We start from the raw sequence: 23,002 nt of genomic DNA, 5'->3' as shown, positions 1-23,002 counted from the left end.
AGTGCAAATATATAGTATATTTTCTAAATCACAAAGAAAAAATAAAATTTAATTTCCAGTCTTTTATCTGGATAAAAAAGACACAAAACTGGAAATTACCGAAGCATTGATTAGGTCAACGAAAAATGCACCAACTAAAGGAACGATTAAGAAAGCTTTATGAGAATTCATGTATTTAGAAGTGATGGCTTGCATATTTGCCACTGCTGTTGGAGTTGCACCCATTCCAAAACCACAATGACCTGCGGCTATAACTGCCGCATCGTAATCTTTTCCTAAAGCTCTAAATGTTACAAAATAAGCATAAGTAATCATTAGTAAGGTTTGTGCTCCTAAAATAATTAAGATAGGAATTGCAAGATCAATCAACTCCCATAGTTTCAGTGAAACCAAAGCCATGGCTAAGAATAAAGATAAAGAGACATTTCCAATAACATCAATGCAACGATCAAAAACATCAACTTTAAAGAGATGAGAAAGAATATTTCTTACAATCACACCACAGCCTAAAGCCCAAACAAAATTTGGGATCTTAATAAAAAAGTCAGGGTAATTTTTTATCATAAATTGACTCATAAGAAAAGCAAATCCTATACAGATAGCAAACATTGTAATAGCTTCTAAGGTAGAATTTACTGTAATAAGTCTAGGCGTTTCCGGGTGTTCAAAGGTAGTATCTACAGTAATTGCTTCCTTACCATCATCGGATATATGATCTTTTTTTAAAGGAATTAATTTTTTAGTTTTTATAAGTCTCTCCGCCAAACCTCCACCGATAAGTCCACCTAAGACTAAGCCAAAAGTAGCACAAGCGATCCCTAGCGTGGTAGCACCGGAAACTCCTAAATTTTCTAAAGTGGCACCCCATCCGGCAGCAGTTCCATGCCCACCGGTAAGGGTTATGGATCCAGCAACAAGACCCAATCTTGGGTCAACCCCCAACAATGAAGCAATACTTACCCCGACCAAATCTTGTAAAAGTATAAATACAGCAACTACAATGGTTAACACTAAAAACGGTTTACCTCCTTCTTTTAATCGTGAAAAGTCAGCGCCTAAACCTATAGAAGCAAAAAACATAAGCATTAAACCTTCCTGTAAAGAGGTATCAATGGTAATACTAACGTTAGACGTATAATGCAGTACCGTTAGTAAAAATGCAACTAATAATCCCCCGGCAACAGGTATGGGAATATTAAACTTTTTTAAAAAGCTAATCTTTTTAGTCATAAAATTCCCTATAAGCAATACCATTGAAGCTATAATTAGGGTAAAATAGCTATTTAATTCAAAATTCCCCATATACAAATTGATTTAATGGGTTCTAATATAGAATTTTAATTATTTATTTCAAACTATTTGAGGGATTTTTTATCCTTTTTATAAATTCTATATGTAAGGGAGATAATAAATGAATAGTTGAAAATTGAAATGATGGAACTTTGACAAATTTTATTTTATTAGTGATCTTAATTAAAAGGCAATAAGGTTTAAATTAGACATATATAGAAGAAAAATTCAATTGAGATTTACAGAACAACTATGCTTTCAGGGTTGTTCTGTAAATTCCTCTATTTATTTAAAGCTAATTATTTAACAAAAATTTTTTAAGTTCTATAAATTCATTTTTTAAAGGATGAGCTAGGCTTGTTTTATTTTCTAATTCTTTTACCTGTGTAGGAATTTGAATTTCATTTTTTAGGTAATTGGAATAGACATCTATGAATTTGCATGGATGGGCAGTAGATAAAAATATAGTAAATTCTTGTGCGTTGCAAATTTCTTTAGCTCCTAAATAAGCAACTGCGGTATGGGGGCAAGCAATGTAGTTGTATTGCTGATAAAGTTCTTGTATTCCAGATAATGTTTCTTCATCTGTAAAGGAAGTGGAGGATACCATTTCTTTTATTTTTTGAAGATCATTATTGAATAATTGCATAATACGTACCCAATTGCTAGGATTACCAACATCCATAGCGTTTGATAAGGTTTGTACCGAAGATTTTGGCGTAAAAACACCACTTTGTAAATATCTAGGAACTGTATCGTTAATATTTGTAGCAGCTATAAAATGTTGAACCGGTAACCCCATTTTATATGCAAGTAATCCAGCGCCAATATTGCCGAAATTTCCGCTAGGAACCACAAAGTTTATACTTTTTTTGTTCTGTCTTAATGCTTGCGCATAAGCATGAAAATAGTAAAATGTTTGAGGGATTAATCTAGATATATTTATAGAATTGGCTGAGGTGAGATTGAAATTTTCATTAAGTTCAGGATCATTAAAAGCCTCTTTAACCATGGATTGACAATCATCAAAAGTACCATCCACTTCCAAGGCTCTTATATTTTGTCCGTTGGTGGTTAATTGTAATTTTTGTATTTCGCTTACCTTTCCTTTGGGAAATAATATGGTCACTCTAGTTCCTTTAACCCCTAAAAAACCTTGAGCAACTGCTCCGCCAGTATCTCCAGAAGTAGCCACTAAGATATCCAAGGTTTTATCATTTTTATCTGAGAGATAAGCCATAATACGGCTCATGAATCTTGCACCAAAATCTTTAAAGGCTAAAGAAGGTCCGTGAAATAGTTCTAAAACTCCTAATTCGTTTGAAAGCGGTACTACCGGAGCTTCAAAATTTATAACCTCTTCAATGATTTTTTTTAAATCTTCTTCCGGGATTTCATTTCCTAAAAATGCTTGAGTGACTAGAAAAGCTATTTCTTGGAAATTATAACGATCTATATTTTTTATAAAATCAGAGGATAATTGAGGGATTTCAACGGGCATATACAAGCCTTTATCAATCGGGAAACTGTTGAAAACAGCTTCTTTAAAAGAAACTCTTAAATCTTTATTATTAGTGCTGTATAACTTCATATTAAACTGTTTTTTAAGGAATTTATTTAATAACGATAGCGCCATGGGTATTTATCCTAGAGGAATAGCCGTTACTTCCTATTTGTTTATGTTTTAAATGTAATTGTAAAGCTTCGGTAATTTCTTTAGCCTTATCTAATCCTTTAGTGAAGGCTACGACAGAAGGGCCAGAGCCTGAAATGCCAAAACCTAAAGCTCCAAGTTCTTTAGCTATTTCTTTCATCTGGTCAAATTCTGGAATTAAAATAGACCGAATAGGTTCAATCAATTTGTCTTCTAAAGACCTAGAAATAAGACCATAATCTTCTAAAAATAAACCTGAAATTAATCCTGCAATATTTCCCCATTGGTGAACCGCATTTTTTAATTCTATTTGTGTTCTTAATATTTGTCTAGCTGCGCGCGTAGGTACTTCAACATGTGGGAAAATAATAGAACAACATAGTTCCTTAGGAGTAGGTAAATTAATGACTTCCAAAGGATGATAACTTTTGATAAGTGTAATACCTCCCAATAATGAAGGAGCCACATTATCTGCGTGCCCATAACCACAAGCCAATTCTTCTCCTTTTAAGGCAAAAGGAAGAAGCTCTTGCCTGGTTAATGGTTCTCCAAGCAATTGATTGATAGCAAACAATCCAGCAATTGTACTAGCAGCGCTAGATCCCAAACCACTTCCAATAGGCATTTTTTTGTTTAGTTCTATTTCTATACCTAAATCTTCTCTGTTAAGATGTCGCAAAACCATTTCTATACATGCACCCACAGTGTTTTTTTTGGAATCGGTAGGTAGAAGTCCTTCATCTCCAGTTATTTTTTTTATAACTACTCCAGGAGTATTTACGCGAGTTAGTTTTACTTCGTCGCCAGGTTCTTCGAGAGCTAAGCCTAAAATATCATAGCCACAAATAAAATTGGCAGAAGTTGCTGGTGCAAAAACATGGATACTATCTTTTTCTTTCATTCAAGATATTTAGAATTTTACAATGGTAAACGTATTTTACAAAGTTATAGTAAATCTATGGAACTATACAATAGATTAAAAACTGATGTTTAATAAATAAAGGGTTTAAAGCTTTATTTAAACCCTTTTATCAATAAAATATTTTTGAAAATATTAATTAGCTCCTACATTAATTAAATCTGCAAAAACCCCGGCCGCAGTAACCTCTGCACCAGCACCAGGACCTTTAATTACTAAAGGATTAGATTTATATCGTTCAGTGGTAAATGAAATAATATTATCACTGCCGGTAAGGTTGTAGAATGGGTGATTACAATCAACCATTTCTAAACGAACAGTAGCTTCACCATTTTCAAGTTTACCAATGTATCTTAGAACTTGATTATTATTTTCTGCTTGTTTTTTTATTTGATTAAAATAATCCTCAGATTTCTTTAATTCTTCATAAAAAACCTCAACGGTTGGAGCTTTTATACAACTTTCCGGAAGAATTTCCCCGAGTTTGATGTCTTTTTCTTCTGTTGGGTTGCCTAACTCTCTAGAAAGTATCATCATTTTTCTCATAAAATCCTTTCCACTTAAATCATCCCTAGGATCAGGTTCAGTAAAACCCAATTCCTGTGCTTTCTTCACAACATCATGAAAAGTTGCATCACCCTTAAAATTATTAAAAATATAAGAAATGGTTCCGCTTAAAATAGCTTCAATTTTTATGATTTGATCTCCGCTAGTCATTAAATCCTTTAACGTTCTTATAATGGGAAGACCGGCACCGACATTGGTTTCATAGAAAAAATCTACTCCCCGTTTCCTTGCCGTATTTCTTAGTAAGTTATACTCATCGAAAGAAGAAGAATTGGCGATTTTATTACATGTAACTACAGAAACATTAGATTGAAACAATTGTTGATAGAATTTACTAGTTTCAGGGCTGGCGGTGTTATCTATAAACACACAATTGGACAGATTTAATTGTTTAATTTTTTCTGTAAATTTTTCTAAAGTTGCCTTTTCACCACTTTCCTCTAAAATATTCTTCCAATTTTCTAAATCTATTCCATCTTCGTTAATAAACATTTTGCGGGAGTTGGAAATACCTACAATTTTTACTTCAATATCATTATTTTCTCTAAGATATTTACTTTGCTTTTCAATTTGTTTAAATAACGTGGAACCAATATTACCCGTACCCACATTAAAAACATGCAGAGTCTTAGTTAATTCAATAAAGAAAATATCATGAACAGCATTGAGAGCTTTAGAAATATTTTTGTTTTTTATTATAACAGAGATATTGTACTCCGATGAACCCTGCGCGATGGCGTGAATATTAATTCCATTCCTTCCTAATGCATGAAAAAATTTACCTGAAATCCCTGGAGTTTGTTTCATGTTTTCTCCTACAATGGCCAAAATAGAAAGATTCTCTTCAACAGTAAGCGGATTTAGTTTATGCGTTTCAATTTCAAGTTCAAATTCACGATTGAAAACTTCTTTAGCTTTTGAAATGTCTTGAGGCTCAATGGCAAAAGTTATACTATGCTCGGATGAAGATTGAGTGATAAGAATAACATTTATATTTTCTCTTGCTAAAAGTGAAAATAATTTACCACTAAATCCTACCTTTCCAATCATGCCGCTACCGGTTACGTTTACTAAACTTACATGATCTATAGAGGAAATTCCTTTAATAGGATAGGAATTTTTTTGAACTGTTTCTTTTATTTGGGTACCTTTAAAATCAACATTAAAAGTGTTTTTAAGAGTAATTGGAATTTTTTTGCTAATAGCAGGAATCATAGCTGGAGGATAAATGACCTTAGCTCCAAAGTAAGACAATTCCATTGCTTCTGTATATGAAACCTCAGCAAGAGGAAAGGCTTTTTTTACAATTTTAGGATCTGCTGTAAGCATTCCATCAACATCAGACCAAAGCTCAATTTCTGCAGCATCAATAGAAGCAGCTAAAATTGCCGCTGTATAATCGCTACCTCCACGCCCAAGAGTTGTAATTCTGTTGTCTTTGGTGGAAGCAATAAAACCAGTTGCAAATAATATTTTATCTTTATTATTCGTATGAAATTCTTGAATTAGTTTTTCAGTTTCCGGGAATTCTACTTTTGCATTCCCAAAATAATCGTCGGTTTTTATTAAAGTAGAAGTGTCAACAAATAGGCTATTAGGAAAATATTGTTTGGCAATTTGGCTAAGTAAAAAAGTGGAGCACTTTTCACCGTAGCTTAAAATAAAGTCTTTGCTCTGTAAACTTAATTCTTTAAGATTTAGTACCGCTTGTAAGAGATCCTCAAGCTCATTGATATAAATTTTTATTTGAGTTAGAACAGGGTTCTGGTATTTAACTTCAATTAAATCTTTAATAACTGTAAAATGCCTTTTTTCAAGCTCTTTAAGTTCATCTTTAAAATTGATACCAGTAGCTGCTTGTTCCGAAAGTTGGGTTAGTAAGTTTGTAACTCCACTCATGGCAGAAGAAACAACGATAAACTTTTCTCCTTGCGAGTATTTGTGTTGTAAAATATCTATTATCCTACGGATGCTTTGACTGGATTCCATTGATGTTCCTCCAAACTTAACTACTTTCATGAGATTTTCTTCATTTAAATACAATTTTAGTGAATTTTTATTTTCTAAACTAAAAATATGAAAGTTAGTTTTGAATTTATGTGTGTTTTTAAATAAGAATTACACAATTATTTATTTGCCCTTATTCTACTTAAGGAAACTTGTGACATGCCTAAGTAAGAGGCAATAATTCCTAAAGGTACTCTTTGCAAAAGTTCTGGATGATTTTTTAGCAAATACTGATATCGTTCCCTTCCTGAATGGAACAGTTGAAATATCAATTGATTTTCGGTTTTTATAATTTCTTTTTCAATAAATTTTCTCCCCCAATTAGCAATATGAATATCTTCAAGAAATAACTTTTCAAGAGATAGGTTATTTATTTTATACAGCAAGCAGTTTTCAAGAGTTTCAATGCTTTCGTAACTAGGCTTATTTTCCACATAATTCCTCATGGAACATATTACATGACCTTCAGTACCTATCCAGAAGGTAGTTTCTTTACCATTGATCGTGCTAAATGCTCGAACTAAACCTTTAGATAAAAAATAAGTTGAATTCTTAATAGTACCTTCCTCGCTAATTAAATATTTTTTCGGATATTTTATCTCTTCAGATAGCTGTACAATCTTATCTAACGAGGCATATGGGATATTGTATATAGAAGTTATTATGTTGGATAAATGCATTTTTCCTTATAAAAAGTTTTAATAAACTTCATTTTTTAACAAATGTAAAAAATGTTTTCTAGGATTTTTTGGAAATTTGCACTTCTAAAAATTGTATAATGAATTGGATAATTTTAATCGTAGGAGGATTATTTGAGGTGGGTTTTACCTATAGTTTAGGACAAGCAAGAGAGTCTCAAGGAAATTCTAGTTATTTATGGTATACTATTTTTGTGATTTGCTTATTTGCAAGTATGGGATTACTTATGAAAGCTACCCAAACCTTACCTTTAGGTACCGCCTATGCCGTTTGGACTGGAATTGGAGCGGTAGGGTCTGTTTTAATGGGCATTCTAGTTTTTAAAGAACCGGCTACTTTTTGGAGAATCTTTTTTGTTACTACTCTTATTGCTTCTATCATAGGATTAAAAGTAGTTTCCAATCATTAAAAACTTTTAATTAATAAAATTTGTAAGAAAATTTTTATTTTTTAGGCTTCTAATAATAAAACAATTGAAGATAGGATTGGTAGTTTTTTTATAATATCAAGCAAATCAATTTCTGTAAATGTAATATAAATAGTTATTTATAATTTATGTGTTGATTATTCCAAGCTTTTTTGTAGTTGTCTTTTTATTAATTATAATATATGCTAGACAGTTGTAAAATACTAAATAATAATATTTTTTTCTTTATAAAGATGTTTTAAATTTACATCATGTCTGATTTATTAGATCCTGATAAAAATAAATATACCGGAGAAGAATTGGCTCAGGAAGAGCAGGTACGTCCCAAGAATTTTTTTGAATTTACGGGGCAAACCCATATTATGGATAATTTAGAGATTTTTGTTAAAGCTGCAAAGCTTAGAAATGAATCTTTAGATCACGTTTTGTTACATGGGCCTCCGGGTTTAGGAAAAACTACTTTAGCAAATATAATAGCGAATGAATTGGGGGTAGGTATTAAAATTACCTCCGGCCCAGTATTAGATAAACCTGGAGATCTTGCCGGATTACTTACCGGTTTAGAAGAAAATGATGTGCTTTTTATTGATGAAATCCATAGATTATCTCCAGTAGTAGAAGAATATTTATATTCTGCTATGGAAGATTACAGAATTGATATTATGATAGAAAGTGGTCCAAATGCACGTTCCGTTCAAATTAATTTAAATCCGTTTACTTTAATAGGAGCCACCACGCGTTCCGGATTACTAACTGCACCTTTACGTGCTCGTTTTGGTATAAATTTCCGTTTTGAATATTACAATACAGAATTATTAAGTACCATTGTTGAAAGAAGTTCACGCATTATGAATATGCCGATTGAGCAGCAAGCCGCTATTGAAATTGCATCTAGAAGCAGAGGTACACCCCGAATTGCCAATGCTCTATTAAGAAGAATTCGGGATTTTGCACAAATTAAAGGCAATGGAAAAATTGATTTAAAAATAGCAGATATAGGGCTTGAAGCCTTAAAGGTAGATAAACATGGGTTGGATGAAATGGATAATAAAATTTTAAGTTCTATCATTGAAAAATTTAAAGGCGGGCCTGTGGGATTAACAACGATAGCTACTTCGGTAGGTGAAAATCCTGGAACTTTAGAAGAGGTTTACGAGCCGTTTCTTATTCAAGAAGGATATTTAATGAGAACACCTCGAGGTAGAGAAGTAACAGAAAAGGCATACAAACATTTAGGTAAAGTTAAATTTAAAGGAGATCAATCAGAATTATTCTAACCCGTATGAAGTCATATTTATACTTGCTTATGGCAATTTGTTTTGAAGTAGCGGCAACATCTACTTTACCTAAAACGGAAGGTTTTACCAAATGGAAGCCTTCAATTATATTTTTCCTATTATTTTTTGTCGCTCTGTTTGCATTAAATAAAGCTATCAAAACGATACCTATTGGTATTGCATATGCTATATGGGCGGGAATAGGGATCGTTTTGATAAGCGGTGCGGGATTTGTATTGTATAAACAAAAGTTGGATACACCAGCCATTATAGGAATTCTCTTTATAATTATAGGAGTTGTAATTATAAATCTTTTTTCTAAAACTGCAGGGCATTAAAATAATTAAACCATGATTCTAATCAAAAATGCAACCCTAATCAATGAGGGCAAATCTTTATTAGGTTCCGTACTACTTAAAGATAATATTATTTCAGCTATTTACTTTTCAGAAGAAATACCTGAACAAATAATCAATCAATCCCAAATCATTGATGCGGAAGGTTTATGGCTTCTCCCTGGAGTTATAGATGATCAAGTACACTTTCGGGAGCCCGGCTTGGTACATAAAGGAAATATAGAAAGTGAAAGCAAGGCTGCAATAGCAGGAGGGGTAACTTCATTTATGGAAATGCCTAATACAAACCCACAAACTATTACAATTGATGCGCTTAATTATAAATTTGAATTAGCTTCACAAAAATCTTACGCCAATTATTCCTTCTTTATGGGAGCAACCAATGATAACATAAAGGAATTAAAAAAAGTAAATCCTAAAGAAGTTTGTGGTATTAAAATTTTTATGGGTTCTTCCACTGGGAATATGTTGGTAGATAATAAAAAAGCCCTTGAGACTATTTTTTCAGAGATTGAAATGTTGATAGCTACTCATTGTGAGAGTGAAGAAATTATTAAATCTAATATCCAAAAATATAAATTAAAATTTGGAGAGAATATTCCTATTTCTTACCATCCTCTGATAAGAAGTGCAGAAGCCTGTTATGCATCCTCTTCCGAAGCAGTAGAATTAGCTCATAAATGTGGAACCCGTCTTCATATTTTACATTTATCAACAGAAAAGGAATTAAGTTTATTTGAAAACAAACCTTTATCTCAGAAAAAAGTAACCGGAGAGGCTTGTGTTCATCACCTCTGGTTTACAGATGCGGAGTATGAAACCTTAAGTTCTAAAATTAAATGGAATCCGGCAGTAAAAACCAAGCAAGACCGAGAGGCTATCTTAGAAGCAGTAAAACAGGGTAGATTAGATGTTATTGCTACGGATCATGCTCCTCACTTAATGGATGAAAAAGAAGGAGGATGTCTACAAGCAGCTTCCGGTGGACCTCTAATTCAACATTCTTTACAAATTATGTTGGAGCTAGTTAAACAAAATAAAATTACAAAAGAAGTAGTAGTTGAAAAAATGTGTCATGCACCGGCAGAACTATTTCAAATTTATAAAAGAGGTTATATACGTAAAGGTTATTATGCCGATTTAGTATTAGTGAATCCTAATAAACCTTATACAGTAACTCAAGAAAATATTTTATCTAAATGCAAATGGTCGCCATTGGAAGGAAAAACATTTACAACCTCTATTGAAAAGACTTTTTTAAATGGAAAATTAGCATTTGATAAAGGGACTATTAATCAGGTTAGAGGAGAGGCTTTAAGTTTTGAACGATAGATAAAATAAGAATTAAAACAATAATCAGTGATTGAATTCTATTTAATTGAAAATTAACGCAATCATTGATTATTATTTTAGCTTTTTATGATTCTTGATAAATAATTTTATTTTAAAGCTTGATACAATATTAAAAATTAAAGATTACCTCATAAATTTAGATCGGCTTCTCATATTTGGGTTTATCATATTGCTTCTAGAAACGTTAACCCTTTTCATTTGTTCCTTCATCATTTTAATTTGATCTCCCAGCATATTAGAACTGTCCAATTTTTTTGCTTCATTTAATAAACGTTCAGCTTCCAATTTATTTCCGCGCATCATAGCACCGGCAGCTATATTTAGAGTAGCTAAAGCTCTGTCGTGCTTAAAACTTAAACCATAATCTAAGGCAGCTCTCATAAAACCCTCTGCTTTAGCTGGGTTTTTTTCAGCTTCTGTAATACCCATTAAATAATTATAATATCCCAATTGTTTTCGAACAAGTTGTCCTTTGGTATTGGTTATTTTATTTAACCAAGAGCGAGCGCCAGCAAGATCTTGCTTTCGCAATTTCCAAAAAGCCAATAAAATATATTCATTTCTAAAAAATAATAAAATAGGAATTGCAGATAAAAGGATCATAACGATTCCTAAACCTATATTTCTGTTAAACATTAAATATATGCCTAGACCAATGATAGCAACTGCAATAACTAACTTAATATATTTATTCATGACAATACGGAAATTCAATTTTTCACAAAGATAGTAATATAGATCAAAAAAAGGAATCTATAAAATTGATTTACTATAAATATCTTTAGGTTTACTATAAATGTTAGGGTAGATACCAGTAAATTTGATTATTTAAACGGAGGGCTATTTTATAAAACTTGTAATGTTTATTATAGAAAAATATTTCATTGTGGGAAATTGAGCCATAGGGATTCAAACGGATGGTAGTTGAAAAATTCCCTTGTTTCAAATTAGAAAAGCATAAATCAATTTCATTGGACTTAGAATAATATTCGTAGTTTAGTTTTTCATCCTTAGCAAGAGTTAGAGAATAACAACTATCTGGTCCTTGATTTTTTAAAAATAAGTAAGATTTACCATTCGAAAAGCTATTATTAATATAATATTCTTTATTCCTAGAATGTAACTTATATGAAATAATTTTTTCGTCGTTGAAAATATTATTTATAAGGATGGAATCTTTGCTATAATCTACTTCAATTCTATAAGGGATATCTTCAGTGATTTTGTGTTTTATTATTTGTTGCTGCAAAAGAAAAGTTTTCTTTTCAGATGTATTAGGATTATTATTACTACTTCTACAACTAAATACAAGAAATAAAAGAATAGCAAAGTAAGATGAAAAAATTCTTGCCATTATGAATTGGAATACCCAAAAGCTTTTAAATCTTTATCATTAGATCTCCAGTCTTTTTTAACTTTTACAAATAGGTTTAAAAATATTCGAGAATCAAAAAAATTTTCTAAATCCAATCGAGCTTCTGTACCAACTTTCTGAATTTTTTCTCCTTTATGTCCAATCAATATTCCTTTTTGGGTTTCTCTTTCAACGTATATTACTGATTCTATACGAATCATGTTATCTTCTTCTTTAAAACTTTCTGTAACAACTTCTACGGAATAAGGAATTTCTTTTTTATAATGTAGAAGAATTTTTTCACGGATACATTCATTTACAAAAAATCTTTCAGATAGAGTTGTAAATTGATCCTTATCGTAATAAGGAGGAGATTCGGGTAATAAACTAATAATTTTCGGTATAATTAAATCAGTATTTAAACCATGTAAGGCGGAAATTGGTAGAATTTCTGCATTAGGAAATTGTTCATGTAGAATTCCTACCGCTTGGGAAATTTGTTCTGAATCTTTAGAATTATCAACTTTATTTAGTAATACCAGAATTGGAACTTTAGAGCTGTTTATTTTATTTAATAAATATTCAGAAGGATTTTTTTCATCCCCAAGTTCAGTTAAATATAGGAGAATATCAGCGTCATGGAAGGAATCTTTAACAAATTCATTCATCTTTTCCTGCAATTCGTAGGCGGGCTTTTGAATAATACCTGGGGTGTCAGAAAAAATAATTTGAACATTGGCATCATTCCAAATGCCAAAAATTCTATGACGGGTGGTTTGTGCTTTGGAAGTAACAATGGATAATTTTTCTCCCATTAATAGATTTATTAAGGTAGATTTACCCACATTCGGTTTGCCTATAATGTTTACAAATCCAGATTTAAAAGGTACTTCGGCCATAAAATTTTATTTAGTTCTATATTTTTTATTTAAGGCTTGTAAAATAGCCCAAGTCTCTGCGTCAATAATGCCATCTCCTTTTTGCGGTCTGAAATGCCACTGGAAAGCTCTAGTAATAAGTTTTGTGTTTTTATCATAAACTCCGGTTAAATTCACAGAATACCCATATTTTTTAAGGGCTTTTTGAAATTCTAAAACAGAATTATAAGGAGCAGTATCAGGATCATACATATTTAAGAAATAGAGCTTATCTTTTTCATCGTACCAAGCCCCTAATTGATGTTCTTTATACAGTTTTTCCCATGGGAAAGCTGGTCCCGGGTCTTGTTTACGTAAAGGAGCGATATCACTATGTCCAATAATATTAACTGGATCTATATCGTAACGTTCCGCAATATTTTTAACAAGGGAAATCACTTTTTTTATTTGGTAGTTAGGGAAAGGTTGAAAAACCATAGAATCTCCTATCTTTTTATATCCACTATTTACTATTTCAATACCTATGGAGGTATCATTTAAATTTACCGCATTTCCCCACGAACTAATTCCTGCATGCCAAGCTCTTTGATTTTCGCTGACTAATAAATCAATTGAATCATTAGGCAAATCATTCACTAAATAATGAGAGCTAACATTGCCTTTTTTTGCTAAAATTTTCACTGAGGTTGGATAATCAGAAACTGTGTAATGCAGTACAATAAATTTCACTCTATGGTTAGAAGCAACAGAAGGGAAATTTTTTTTAGAGACAATGTAATCTTTAAGGTTTGCCTGTTCAACAAAGTGATATTTAGGATCAACATCAGTTACGTATATAGTGTCGTGTACTGTTTTCGTTTTAACAATCACTTTTTCTTGAGTGCTACAACTGGTTATAATTTGAGTTAACACAAAGGTGCAGATCAGTAACTTCAGTATAAATTTCATGTATTTATTTTTATCTAACAAAAATATAAAAAAATCTTTGATTAAAGGGGTTGATTAAAAAACTTAAAAAAAATTTGCATAATTTAAAACTTACAATTACTTTTGCACTCCATTTAATCAATATTTGAATTGATTATTATTGAAGGAGAGTTGCCGGAGTGGTTAACGGAGCAGTTTGCTAAACTGTCGGCGGGAAACTGCCGCGTGGGTTCGAATCCCACACTCTCCGCTGGGAAGATTTTTCGGGGTGTAGCGCAGGTGGTAGCGCATCTGGTTTGGGACCAGAGGGTCGCAGGTTCGAGTCCTGTCACCCCGACTTTTTATAGTTCGGTCGCGTAGCTCAGCTGGATAGAGCATCTGCCTTCTAAGCAGACGGTCAAAGGTTCGAATCCTTTCGCGATCACAAAATTGCTTCTTTAAAGAAAGAGGATAGTTTGAAATACAGGTTATGTTATTCTAAGTCAATAAATTAGAATTATATAACTTAATGAAAACTATAATTAAAATTAACTCTTTTAGCACAGATTCTAGAACAGAAAATAATTTTGTTCTAATGAATACCAGATTTGTACCCAGAGCTTATACAAATAAGAATGGAGAGTCCAGAATTGAATTTCATATCATTTCAAAAGAAAAGCAAAAAAATAGCACTAGACTTTTATGTAAAAAAAAGTGTGAGAATTCTCTAATTAATTTATTAATCTTTGATAATGAAATATATTGAAATATTAAATACGATATATAGCTATCTGTATGATAATAAAGAAATTAAAAATCAGAAGGAATTTGCTAATATGATTGGAGAAACTAATACTGGATGGGGAGATCTTAAATTAGAAAGGAAGAAAGTTAATATTAAGCACCTAAGAGCTATTGCCCTAAAATTTCCGGAATTTAACCGAAGTTATATTTTTCTTGGAGAAGGTAAACTTACGGAGAAGGATAATAGAACTATAGATAATTATTCTTTAATGGAAGATTATACTAAAAATCTTCAGGGAACTATAAAATTATTAAAAGAAAAAATAGATAATAAATAATCTAGAGTTTGTCAAAAATTCACAACTTAGACCCACCCACATATATGAATTTAAGAAATTTAAATAAAACTTAACCAAATATTTAAATTATAAACTTTTCCTAATAAATTCATACTTTCAATATAAGATAAATTTATATAATATAAATGAATGATAAAAAGTATAAAATATTAAATTCATTGCCAGCCTATGGGCTAATGTATCATTTTATTTCTAAGAAAGGTAAACCCTTTTATTACGAAGGATTTCCAGTACGATTATATAAATCAGATGGAGATAGCTGGGTGGCTAATTTTGAATTAGGACAAACCGAGTTTAGTGAAGTTTTTGAATTAGAAATGTCTAGGTTATTGATTATTTCTGGAGGAGAATGTTTTATAATGAATCCTGACGATATAATGCCTATTGAAGTATTTGGCGGGGATTATTTAAATTATCTTAAAACTAATGATGGGAGAATTATTTTATATAATCATATAAATTTAACAATTGTAGATTCTAAAGGAAATTATTGGGATTCTGAAAGAATTTCCTTAGATGGTTTGAATGAAATAAAAATTTCATCAGATAATGTAGTTTCAGGTCTTTTTTATCAACCAACACCAACAGATGATTTATGGATTCCTTTTGAATATAACATTGATACAAAAAGCTTAATTTATGATGAATATATGCTTACATCATCTTATAAAGATTCTAAAAAATCTTGGTGGAAATATAAGTTATTCGAAAAATAAAAAAATAGATTAAATACCAAACTTCATTCTATATGTTTTATTTATTCAATAGTTTCTTAATCAATGTATTTTTCTCCTGAAACATTCGTTCATAAAGATCTTGCTTTTCGTTATAGAGTTTTACAATTTTATCTATAAGATTAAAATTGAAAATAAAACCAATAGAGGTGTCTTAAAAATCTTCACCTGAAATATTTGCAACCCTGAAAATAACAGCAATTGACTATTATTTAAAATGTATTTTAATATCAATAAGCTTTAATTGGATATTTAAAAAGCCTTTAAATATTATTTTTTAGGCTTGATTAGCAAAAAGATTGCAAAATTATTAAATAGTAGTTACAGAACGGTACAAAACTATATGAGTGCGGAAAATTGTAAAAAAAACAGAAAGCTATTAAAAATTAAAATATTAGTTGAAATTATTATTTGATATAAAATTTAACTTTATATATATTTGAACTCGTATTTGCTTGATTGTTAATATATTTTATGGGGCATAATGATCTATCAGACTATGATATATTAAATATTATAGAAAATGCTAGAAAAAGTAGCGAATTAGGCATTAGTTATAAAAATAATGTTCAGATAAATAATTCATTAAAGGCTAATCTGACAAATATTTTTACAAGTTATAATAATAATTCAAACCCATATCATTTTAATATAGGTAAAATAAGTATTAAAGAAACGCTAGCTGAACATAATTATAATAGATCAATTTTAAGTACTGGAATGATTTTTACAGGAATGCCTATCTTAAAAAAACGTTTCGTAACAAAAGGTACTGTTGCAGGAACATCTATAGCATCTAAATATCTATCAAAAGCATTCCCTTATAAAATGCCTTTCAAAATCTATACTATTAATGTAAATTTCAAGTTAGTTTCAACTAAAGTTCTAGGTAGAGGGTTAGGTAGATCTATTCCCTATGTTGGTTTGGTATTAATAGCTACTGATGCAATAGAACTACTAATTGAAATATATGAAATTGATAAGAAAAATAATAAAGTAACTTTTCAAGGTTTTGGAGGTGGAGGTGCTAGTGGTTATTGGTAATAAAATATTTATATATGATTGATAACAAATTACAAATTTTCTTAGAGAAAGAATTATTATCTAAATGGGACAAGAGGATAATTTTTACCCCTGCTATGAAACTGCACAAAGATTTTGGATTAGTTGGAGATGATGTAGATGATTTTTTAATACATTTTATAAAAGAATTTAATATTTCTGTAAGTAACGACTTTACTTTTGATGAAAGATTTTATCCAGAAGCATATACCTTAAGTGAAATATTCAAAGCTATATTCAATAAAGCTAAAAACCTATTTTCACAAAAGACAATCCAAGAGACGGAATTAAAAGACTTAAGCATTGCAGAATTGCAAGAGGCAATAAAAACAGGTATTTTAAAGTAATTCAGATATTAATTTTTAGAATTTAAAGACTTGTGAAAATTCTTAATTAACTTTTCTCTATTATTTATGATAAGTAATATAACCGATTTTACATCTTCTTTATTTCTCGCAAATCGGATTCTCGCATTCTCGGGTGTAATTTTTAACATCTTACTTGCTAAAATATAATCCCCAACTTCTAATTTTTTTCTTATTTGTTCAATAGTCATAGTTACTTTTTTAAAGAGAGCTAAATAAGTAAATACCTATTTGATAATTAATAACATATAGATATGTATAATAATTAAAAAGGGATAAATTATTTTCAATTAGTTATTTTATATCTTTGTAAATGAGTAAAAGTATAAAATATGGATACAGCACCTAAAAAAGTACATCAAGGAAGAAACATAAAAAGGCTTCGTGAAATGTTAGGAATTAAACAAGAATCTCTAGCTATTGATTTAAATATTACTCAAGCAGGTGTATCTAAATTAGAAAATAAAGAAATAATTGAGGAAGAAACATTAGAAAAAATAGCTAAGTTTTTGAATCTACCTGTAGAAGCAATTAAAAACTTCAATGATGAAACTACTGTTAGTTTTATTTCTAATACTTTTAATAATACTCATGGTTTTATGTACTCAACTTATACTGATTGTGCATTCAATCCCATTGAGAAGATTATAGAGCTTTATAATGAAAAAGAAGCGCTCTATGAAAGAATGTTAAAAGAAAAAAACGCATTATTAGAAAAATTTCTTAAATAAATTTGGTATTTTTAAATAAGATTTAATTTCTATTAAAATTAAGTTTTCAAGTAAAAGAGTAAAGTATATAAAACGTCCTTTGATTTATAAGGACGTTTTTATTATTTATTAATTGTATAAATTAAAATGTATTGTAATTTAGATGATGTAGATAGTAGAAATCTATAATTTTTTAGATTATATTCGGCGTATTGTTGGCGCACTATAAAAAGAAAAAGACTTAAATAATTATTTAAGTCTTTTTGAAAGTACCCAGAGCGGGAATCGAACCCGCACGATATTGCTATCACTGGATTTTGAATCCAGCGCGTCTACCAATTCCGCCATCTGGGCTTCTGGGTAAGAAGTTGCAAATATAAAAATTTTTTCTTTAAAAAATAGATACAACTAATCTTTTTATAAATTAGTAAAAAATAATAAAATGCAAATATTAATAATAAATGGTCCTAATCTTAATTTATTAGGAAAAAGAGAACCAGAGATCTATGGGGCTCAAACTTTTGAAGAATATTTTCAACAACTAAAAACTGTTTTTACCTCTGTAGAACTCGAATATTTTCAATCTAATCACGAAGGAGCGATTATAGATAAAATTCATGAAGTAGGATTTCATTATAAAGGGATTGTAATCAATCCCGGGGCTTTTACTCATTATTCTTATGCTATTTACGACGCCTTGAAATCTGTAACTACCCCCGCCATAGAGGTTCACATTTCTGATATTGAAAATAGAGAACCCTTTCGAAGGATTTCAGTAATCCAAGAAGCTTGTTTGCAACAGATTAAAGGCAAAGGATTAGCAGGGTACGACGAGGCCATTAACTTTTTTGTAAACAGATCATTAAAATCGTGAAATTTAAATGATAAAAAACAGCGATAAATAATTCCAATTACAATTAATTCAATAAAAAAGGAATTTATTGTACCTTTGTGTATTATACAAACTAAATTTAAAAGAAGAATGATAAAAATTACTCTTCCTGATGGAAGTGTAAAGGAATTTCAAAGTTCCATTACACCGTTAGACGTAGCTAAAAGTATTTCAGAAAGTTTAGCACGTAATACAATTTCTGCATTAGTAAATGGTAAACAAGTAGAAGTTACCACCCCTATAACAGAAGATTCTACGGTGCAAATTTTAACGTGGAACGACGATTTTGGAAAAAAAGCCTTTTGGCATTCTTCTGCTCACTTACTAGCACAAGCAATCCTAGAATATTATCCCAATGCAAAATTAACCATTGGTCCTGCTATTGAAAGTGGATTTTACTACGATGTAGATTTTGGAGATCAAGTATTTTCTGAAAAAGATTTTGAAAAAATTGAAAAGAAAATACTAGAAAATGCTAAGAAAAACTCAACCTTTAGGCTATATCCTGTATCTAAAAAGGAAGCGTTGGAGACATTCAAAGGGAATGAATTTAAAGAAGAACTTATAGCTAATCTTGAAGATGGTTCTATAACTTTCGTTACACATGACAACTTTACAGATTTATGTAGAGGAGGGCATATACCATCTACCGGAATTGTAAAAGCAGTAAAAATTCTAAATGCAGCAGGGGCATACTGGAGAGGGAATGAAAAAAATAAACAGTTGGTACGTGTGTATGGAATTACCTTTCCTAAACAGAAAGAGCTTATAGAATATTTAGAAAGAATAGAAGAAGCTAAAAAAAGAGATCATAGAAAGTTAGGAAAAGAATTGCAATTATTTACCTTTTCTGAGAGAGTAGGAGCTGGCTTACCTTTGTGGTTACCAAAAGGAGCAAAGTTGAGACAAAAACTCATTGATTTTTTAGGTGCTGCGCAACAAAAAGCAGGCTATGAAATAGTAGCAACTCCGCATATAGGACATAAGGATTTATATGTTACAAGTGGACATTATGAAAAATACGGAGCAGATAGTTTTCAACCGATAAAAACCCCTAACGAAGGTGAAGAGTTTTTATTAAAACCTATGAATTGTCCTCACCATTGTGAGATTTACCGTTCAGCACCTTGGTCATACAAAGATTTACCTAAGAGATTTGCTGAATTTGGAACTGTTTATAGATATGAACAAAGTGGAGAATTACACGGATTGACTCGTGTAAGAGGTTTCACCCAAGACGATGCTCATATATTTTGTACCCCGGATCAACTAATCGGAGAATTTGAAAATGTAATTGATTTGGTATTGTATACATTTAAGTCCTTGGGCTTTAGTGATTTTACTGCCCAAGTATCTTTAAGAGATAAAGACGATCATAGCAAATACATAGGCTCTGATGAGAATTGGGAGAAAGCAGAAAGTGCTATTAAAAAAGCAGCACTGGAGAAGGGGCTTCCTACGGTTATTGAATATGGAGAGGCTGCCTTTTATGGACCTAAACTGGATTTTATGGTAAAAGATGCTTTAGGTAGAAGTTGGCAATTGGGAACGATACAAGTAGATTACAATTTACCGGAAAGGTTTGATTTGCATTATATAGGTTCTGACAATGAAAAGCATAGACCTGTGATGATCCATAGAGCGCCATTTGGTTCCTTGGAGAGATTCGTCGCAATATTGCTAGAACACACCGGAGGAGATTTACCTCTTTGGTTAAGCCCAGAGCCATTCATTCTTCTACCCATTAGTGAAAAACATATAGAATATGCAAAAAAAGTTTTGAAATTAATGGAAAATTCAGATATTTGTGGTCGTCTTGATGAGCGTAACGAAAAGACTGGTAAAAAGATACGAGATGCCGAAATGAACAAAATTCCTTACATGTTTATTGTAGGAGACAAAGAGGCAGAATCTAATACCCTTTCTATTCGTAAAAGAGGTGGAGAAGATTTAGGTTCTTTTTCACTTGAGGAAGCTTTATCATTCATGAAAAAAGAAACGAGTAAACCTTAAAATTTTATATACCATAGCACTTAGAAGAAATAATTCGAGAGGGAAATATATCCCGAGGAAACAGGAACCGGAACACAAAATAAATAGGCTTATTGAAGTTCCAGAAGTTAGATTAGTAGGAGAAAATATAGAGCAAGGGGTTTATCCTTTAAAAGAAGCTCTTAGAATATCTGAAGATTTAGAGTTAGATTTAGTTATGATTACTGAATCTGCAACTCCACCCGTTTGTAGAGTAGTAGACTATAAAAAGTTTCTTTATGAACAAAAAAAGAAACAAAAAGAACTAAAGTCTAAACAAACCAAGGTGGTTGTAAAAGAAATAAGATTCGGACCTCAAACCGATGAGCATGATTATGAATTTAAAAAGAAGCATGCACAAAAATTTTTAGAAGAAGGATCTAAGTTAAAAGCGTATGTTTTCTTTAAAGGAAGATCCATTATATTTAAAGATCAAGGGCAAATATTGTTATTAAAATTAGCTCAAGAGTTGGAAGAATGGGGGAAAGTTGAGCAAATGCCTAAATTAGAAGGTAAAAGAATGATAATGATGATGGCTCCTAAAAAATAAAATTTAATTATTAAATAATTTTTCAAACACTTATTTTTAAGTGTTTTTTTTATACTATGAAAATAAAGCTATTTATATTTATTGTGTTAATATACTTATTGATATGTTTATATTATTATCCTTTCTTATCAGATGATAGTTTAATTTCTTTAAGATATGTAGATAGATTCATTCAAGGTAAAGGTCTTAACTGGACGGAAGGAATACCTGTAGAGGGATATTCTAATTTATCATGGGTATTATTAATATCTCTATTAGGAAAATTAGGGATGGATCTAATTTTAGCGGTTAGATTTGCAGGTATTTTATCTGGTTTGATGACAATACTTTTTATAATATATTATTATCGGAAATATAAAATACTTCCTTTAACTATAGGTCTTTTATTTTTGGTATTAACTCCCAGTTTTAGTGTATGGTCTATTGGAGGGTTAGAACAATCTATTTATGTTTTGTTAGTAGTAACAATGGTTTTATCTGTTTTTAAAATATTAGATAATACTGATAAACGCAAGCATAATAAATATTTATTATGCTTATCTTTCAGTCTATCAGGACTAATTATTTCTAGGCCTGATGGTGCTTTGTTTTCTGTAATTACAGGTGTATTTTTTATTTTTTATTTTTGGAATAAAAAATCTTTTAAAATAGCGATTCTATTCATAATTAAATTATTTATAATTCCTATAATATTTTTCTTAGGACAGTTTCTATTTCGTTTACATTATTATGGTGAATTGCTTCCAAATACAGCTTTAGTAAAAACTAAAATAACTCTATTAAGAGTTTATGAAGGAATACATTATAATAAAAACGCAATTATTTCTACTTTTCCATTTTCATTAATAAGTATTTATTTTATTGGGTATTTAAGTTTAGTGAAAAAAAATATAAAGACTATATACTTATTAGCGTTAATAATCTGTTGGCTTTTTTATATATCAATGGTTGGAGGGGATATTTTTCCTGCCTTTAGACATTTTGATTTAGTTATTGTTTTATTGGTAATCGGTTTACTTGAAGGACTTTATTATTTTGATTTTCATTTTTTGCACAAAAGAAGTATATGGCTAACATTAATTATTGTTTTTTTAGGATATATTGTTATGCAATACTTCAATAATGAAAATAATAGAGCGAAAACAGAGAGATGGGAATTTATAGGATTAGAGCTTGGAAATGATTTGAATAGAATTTTTAAATATCAAAACCCTAAGTTAGGAGTTACAGCTGCAGGTTGTATACCTTATGCCTCAAAATTTCCCTGTTTAGATATGTTAGGCTTGAATGATTATCATATACCTCGCCATCCACCTATAAATTTTGGAACAGGACTCCTAGCTCATGAGTTAGGAGATCCTGAATATATCATGAATTCTAATTTAGATATTATAATTTTCAATGTTGGTAGTAAACCCACGTTTAATATAGGTAGATTGTTGTCAGAAAATTATAGGTTTATTACAAATTTTAAAGAAGTAATAGTTAAGACTAATGAAGAAAGACCTATAATACTGTACATGGATATTTATAGTAAAAAAACTGGGATTAAGGAAACAGTTGATAATATTAAAATACCGGGATACTTTTTTAGTAATGAAAAAAATAACGCTTATATTAAGGAAGATCTAAAGGTATATATGTCAAAGTTTAATAGTTCTGAAATTGTTATAAGTAAGAAAATACCTGGAGAATGGAAAGTAAAATCTATAAATAATGAAAAACCAGATTCTAAGCTTATTGTAGATATTAATAATGATAATAATAAAATGAAGATAACCATTTATTCCAAAGAGAATAATTTTATTTTAAAAGAAATAGAATTAGAAAGAATATAAAGGAAATAATACGTCCATAAAAATTATGGT

General features: G+C 30.4%; 23 protein-coding genes and 4 tRNA genes. 16 read left to right on the top strand and 11 right to left on the bottom strand.

Annotated features, from left to right (window positions below; genetic code table 11):
• Positions 1-63: 63 nt before the first annotated feature.
• The 5 genes from gltS to ETU10_RS01395 form a co-directional block, all read right to left on the bottom strand.
• Entirely contained in the window at positions 64-1,302 is a 1,239-nt protein-coding gene (gltS, locus tag ETU10_RS01415) for a sodium/glutamate symporter (RefSeq protein WP_146291449.1), read from the bottom strand.
• A 283-nt stretch (positions 1,303-1,585) separates the two neighbouring features.
• Complete coding sequence (gene thrC, locus ETU10_RS01410) at positions 1,586-2,881, bottom strand: threonine synthase (RefSeq protein ID WP_146309436.1); 1,296 nt, start codon at positions 2,879-2,881, stop codon at positions 1,586-1,588.
• A gap of 22 nt (positions 2,882-2,903) precedes the next feature.
• The gene (locus tag ETU10_RS01405) at positions 2,904-3,845 is read right to left on the bottom strand and encodes a homoserine kinase (protein WP_146291445.1); all 942 of its coding nucleotides are present in this window, start codon (positions 3,843-3,845) and stop codon (positions 2,904-2,906) included.
• 153 nt (positions 3,846-3,998) lie between these two features.
• Complete coding sequence (thrA, locus tag ETU10_RS01400; RefSeq protein WP_146309435.1) at positions 3,999-6,449, bottom strand: bifunctional aspartate kinase/homoserine dehydrogenase I; 2,451 nt, start codon at positions 6,447-6,449, stop codon at positions 3,999-4,001.
• Positions 6,450-6,556: 107 nt separating this feature from the next.
• Entirely contained in the window at positions 6,557-7,117 is a 561-nt protein-coding gene (locus ETU10_RS01395) for a Crp/Fnr family transcriptional regulator (RefSeq protein WP_146309434.1), read from the bottom strand.
• A gap of 98 nt (positions 7,118-7,215) precedes the next feature.
• On the opposite strand from ETU10_RS01395, the gene ETU10_RS01390 reads away from it, so the two are divergent.
• The 4 genes from ETU10_RS01390 (at position 7,216) to ETU10_RS01375 (ending at position 10,528) form a co-directional block, all read left to right on the top strand.
• Positions 7,216-7,545, top strand: a complete 330-nt coding sequence (locus tag ETU10_RS01390; RefSeq protein ID WP_146261384.1) for a DMT family transporter — start codon at positions 7,216-7,218, stop codon at positions 7,543-7,545.
• Positions 7,546-7,814: 269 nt separating this feature from the next.
• Complete coding sequence (ruvB, locus tag ETU10_RS01385) at positions 7,815-8,840, top strand: Holliday junction branch migration DNA helicase RuvB (RefSeq protein WP_146309433.1); 1,026 nt, start codon at positions 7,815-7,817, stop codon at positions 8,838-8,840.
• Positions 8,841-8,845: 5 nt separating this feature from the next.
• Complete coding sequence (locus tag ETU10_RS01380) at positions 8,846-9,178, top strand: DMT family transporter (RefSeq protein ID WP_146261382.1); 333 nt, start codon at positions 8,846-8,848, stop codon at positions 9,176-9,178.
• A 12-nt stretch (positions 9,179-9,190) separates the two neighbouring features.
• Positions 9,191-10,528 (top strand): dihydroorotase, encoded by a 1,338-nt coding sequence (locus tag ETU10_RS01375; protein WP_146309432.1) that lies wholly within the window; start codon positions 9,191-9,193, stop codon positions 10,526-10,528.
• A 144-nt stretch (positions 10,529-10,672) separates the two neighbouring features.
• Here the strand turns inward: ETU10_RS01375 and ETU10_RS01370 are convergent, their stop codons facing one another.
• The 4 genes from ETU10_RS01370 to ETU10_RS01355 all read right to left on the bottom strand — a co-directional run bounded on the left by ETU10_RS01370 (position 10,673) and on the right by ETU10_RS01355 (position 13,729).
• On the bottom strand, positions 10,673-11,245 hold the full coding sequence (locus ETU10_RS01370) for a DUF2892 domain-containing protein (protein ID WP_146261380.1): 573 nt from the start codon (positions 11,243-11,245) through the stop codon (positions 10,673-10,675).
• Between the two features lie 103 nt (positions 11,246-11,348).
• Positions 11,349-11,903: a hypothetical protein gene (locus tag ETU10_RS01365; protein WP_146309431.1), complete on the bottom strand. Its 555-nt coding sequence runs from the start codon at positions 11,901-11,903 to the stop codon at positions 11,349-11,351.
• On the bottom strand, positions 11,903-12,802 hold the full coding sequence (gene era, locus ETU10_RS01360; protein ID WP_146309430.1) for a GTPase Era: 900 nt from the start codon (positions 12,800-12,802) through the stop codon (positions 11,903-11,905). Before era ends, ETU10_RS01365 begins: the two co-directional genes overlap by 1 nt.
• A gap of 6 nt (positions 12,803-12,808) precedes the next feature.
• Positions 12,809-13,729 (bottom strand): N-acetylmuramoyl-L-alanine amidase, encoded by a 921-nt coding sequence (locus tag ETU10_RS01355; RefSeq protein ID WP_146309429.1) that lies wholly within the window; start codon positions 13,727-13,729, stop codon positions 12,809-12,811.
• Between the two features lie 144 nt (positions 13,730-13,873).
• Between ETU10_RS01355 and ETU10_RS01350 the strand changes: the two genes are divergently transcribed.
• The 7 genes from ETU10_RS01350 to ETU10_RS01320 all read left to right on the top strand — a co-directional run bounded on the left by ETU10_RS01350 (position 13,874) and on the right by ETU10_RS01320 (position 16,933).
• Positions 13,874-13,958: transfer RNA gene (locus ETU10_RS01350), tRNA-Ser, on the top strand.
• Positions 13,959-13,972: 14 nt separating this feature from the next.
• A tRNA-Pro gene (locus ETU10_RS01345) sits at positions 13,973-14,045 on the top strand.
• Positions 14,046-14,058: 13 nt separating this feature from the next.
• Positions 14,059-14,132 (top strand) — tRNA-Arg (locus ETU10_RS01340).
• A gap of 307 nt (positions 14,133-14,439) precedes the next feature.
• Positions 14,440-14,769 (top strand): hypothetical protein, encoded by a 330-nt coding sequence (locus ETU10_RS01335; protein WP_146309428.1) that lies wholly within the window; start codon positions 14,440-14,442, stop codon positions 14,767-14,769.
• Positions 14,770-14,915: 146 nt separating this feature from the next.
• Positions 14,916-15,506: a hypothetical protein gene (locus ETU10_RS01330; protein ID WP_146309427.1), complete on the top strand. Its 591-nt coding sequence runs from the start codon at positions 14,916-14,918 to the stop codon at positions 15,504-15,506.
• Positions 15,507-15,998: 492 nt separating this feature from the next.
• Positions 15,999-16,568, top strand: coding sequence for a hypothetical protein (locus ETU10_RS01325; RefSeq protein WP_146309426.1), 570 nt, complete (start codon positions 15,999-16,001; stop codon positions 16,566-16,568).
• A 14-nt stretch (positions 16,569-16,582) separates the two neighbouring features.
• A complete protein-coding gene (locus ETU10_RS01320) occupies positions 16,583-16,933 on the top strand; it encodes a DUF1493 family protein (RefSeq protein WP_146309425.1) in 351 nt (116 codons plus the stop codon).
• Positions 16,934-16,941: 8 nt separating this feature from the next.
• On the opposite strand, the gene ETU10_RS01315 is transcribed toward ETU10_RS01320, so the two are convergent.
• Positions 16,942-17,142: a hypothetical protein gene (locus ETU10_RS01315; protein ID WP_146309424.1), complete on the bottom strand. Its 201-nt coding sequence runs from the start codon at positions 17,140-17,142 to the stop codon at positions 16,942-16,944.
• Positions 17,143-17,283: 141 nt separating this feature from the next.
• Between ETU10_RS01315 and ETU10_RS01310 the strand changes: the two genes are divergently transcribed.
• A complete protein-coding gene (locus ETU10_RS01310) occupies positions 17,284-17,682 on the top strand; it encodes a helix-turn-helix domain-containing protein (protein ID WP_146261095.1) in 399 nt (132 codons plus the stop codon).
• 249 nt (positions 17,683-17,931) lie between these two features.
• Here the strand turns inward: ETU10_RS01310 and ETU10_RS01305 are convergent.
• Positions 17,932-18,015: transfer RNA gene (locus tag ETU10_RS01305), tRNA-Leu, on the bottom strand.
• A gap of 88 nt (positions 18,016-18,103) precedes the next feature.
• Here ETU10_RS01305 and aroQ point away from each other — a divergent pair.
• The 4 genes from aroQ to ETU10_RS01285 all read left to right on the top strand — a co-directional run bounded on the left by aroQ (position 18,104) and on the right by ETU10_RS01285 (position 22,972).
• Positions 18,104-18,535 carry a type II 3-dehydroquinate dehydratase gene (gene aroQ / locus ETU10_RS01300; RefSeq protein ID WP_146309423.1) on the top strand — a complete coding sequence of 144 codons (432 nt, stop codon included), beginning with the start codon at positions 18,104-18,106 and terminating at the stop codon, positions 18,533-18,535.
• Positions 18,536-18,643: 108 nt separating this feature from the next.
• The gene (gene thrS / locus ETU10_RS01295; protein ID WP_146309422.1) at positions 18,644-20,566 is read left to right on the top strand and encodes a threonine--tRNA ligase; all 1,923 of its coding nucleotides are present in this window, start codon (positions 18,644-18,646) and stop codon (positions 20,564-20,566) included.
• 49 nt (positions 20,567-20,615) lie between these two features.
• Positions 20,616-21,134, top strand: a complete 519-nt coding sequence (infC, locus tag ETU10_RS01290; protein ID WP_260390868.1) for a translation initiation factor IF-3 — start codon at positions 20,616-20,618, stop codon at positions 21,132-21,134.
• A gap of 56 nt (positions 21,135-21,190) precedes the next feature.
• Positions 21,191-22,972: a hypothetical protein gene (locus tag ETU10_RS01285; protein WP_146309421.1), complete on the top strand. Its 1,782-nt coding sequence runs from the start codon at positions 21,191-21,193 to the stop codon at positions 22,970-22,972.
• The last annotated feature ends 30 nt before the right edge of the window (positions 22,973-23,002 follow it).

This window comes from Apibacter muscae, assembly GCF_007845595.1.
GTDB classification, from domain to species: domain Bacteria; phylum Bacteroidota; class Bacteroidia; order Flavobacteriales; family Weeksellaceae; genus Apibacter; species Apibacter muscae.
The sequence above is the reverse complement of the archived record's forward strand: the minus strand, read 5'-3'. Positions and strand labels throughout refer to the sequence as shown.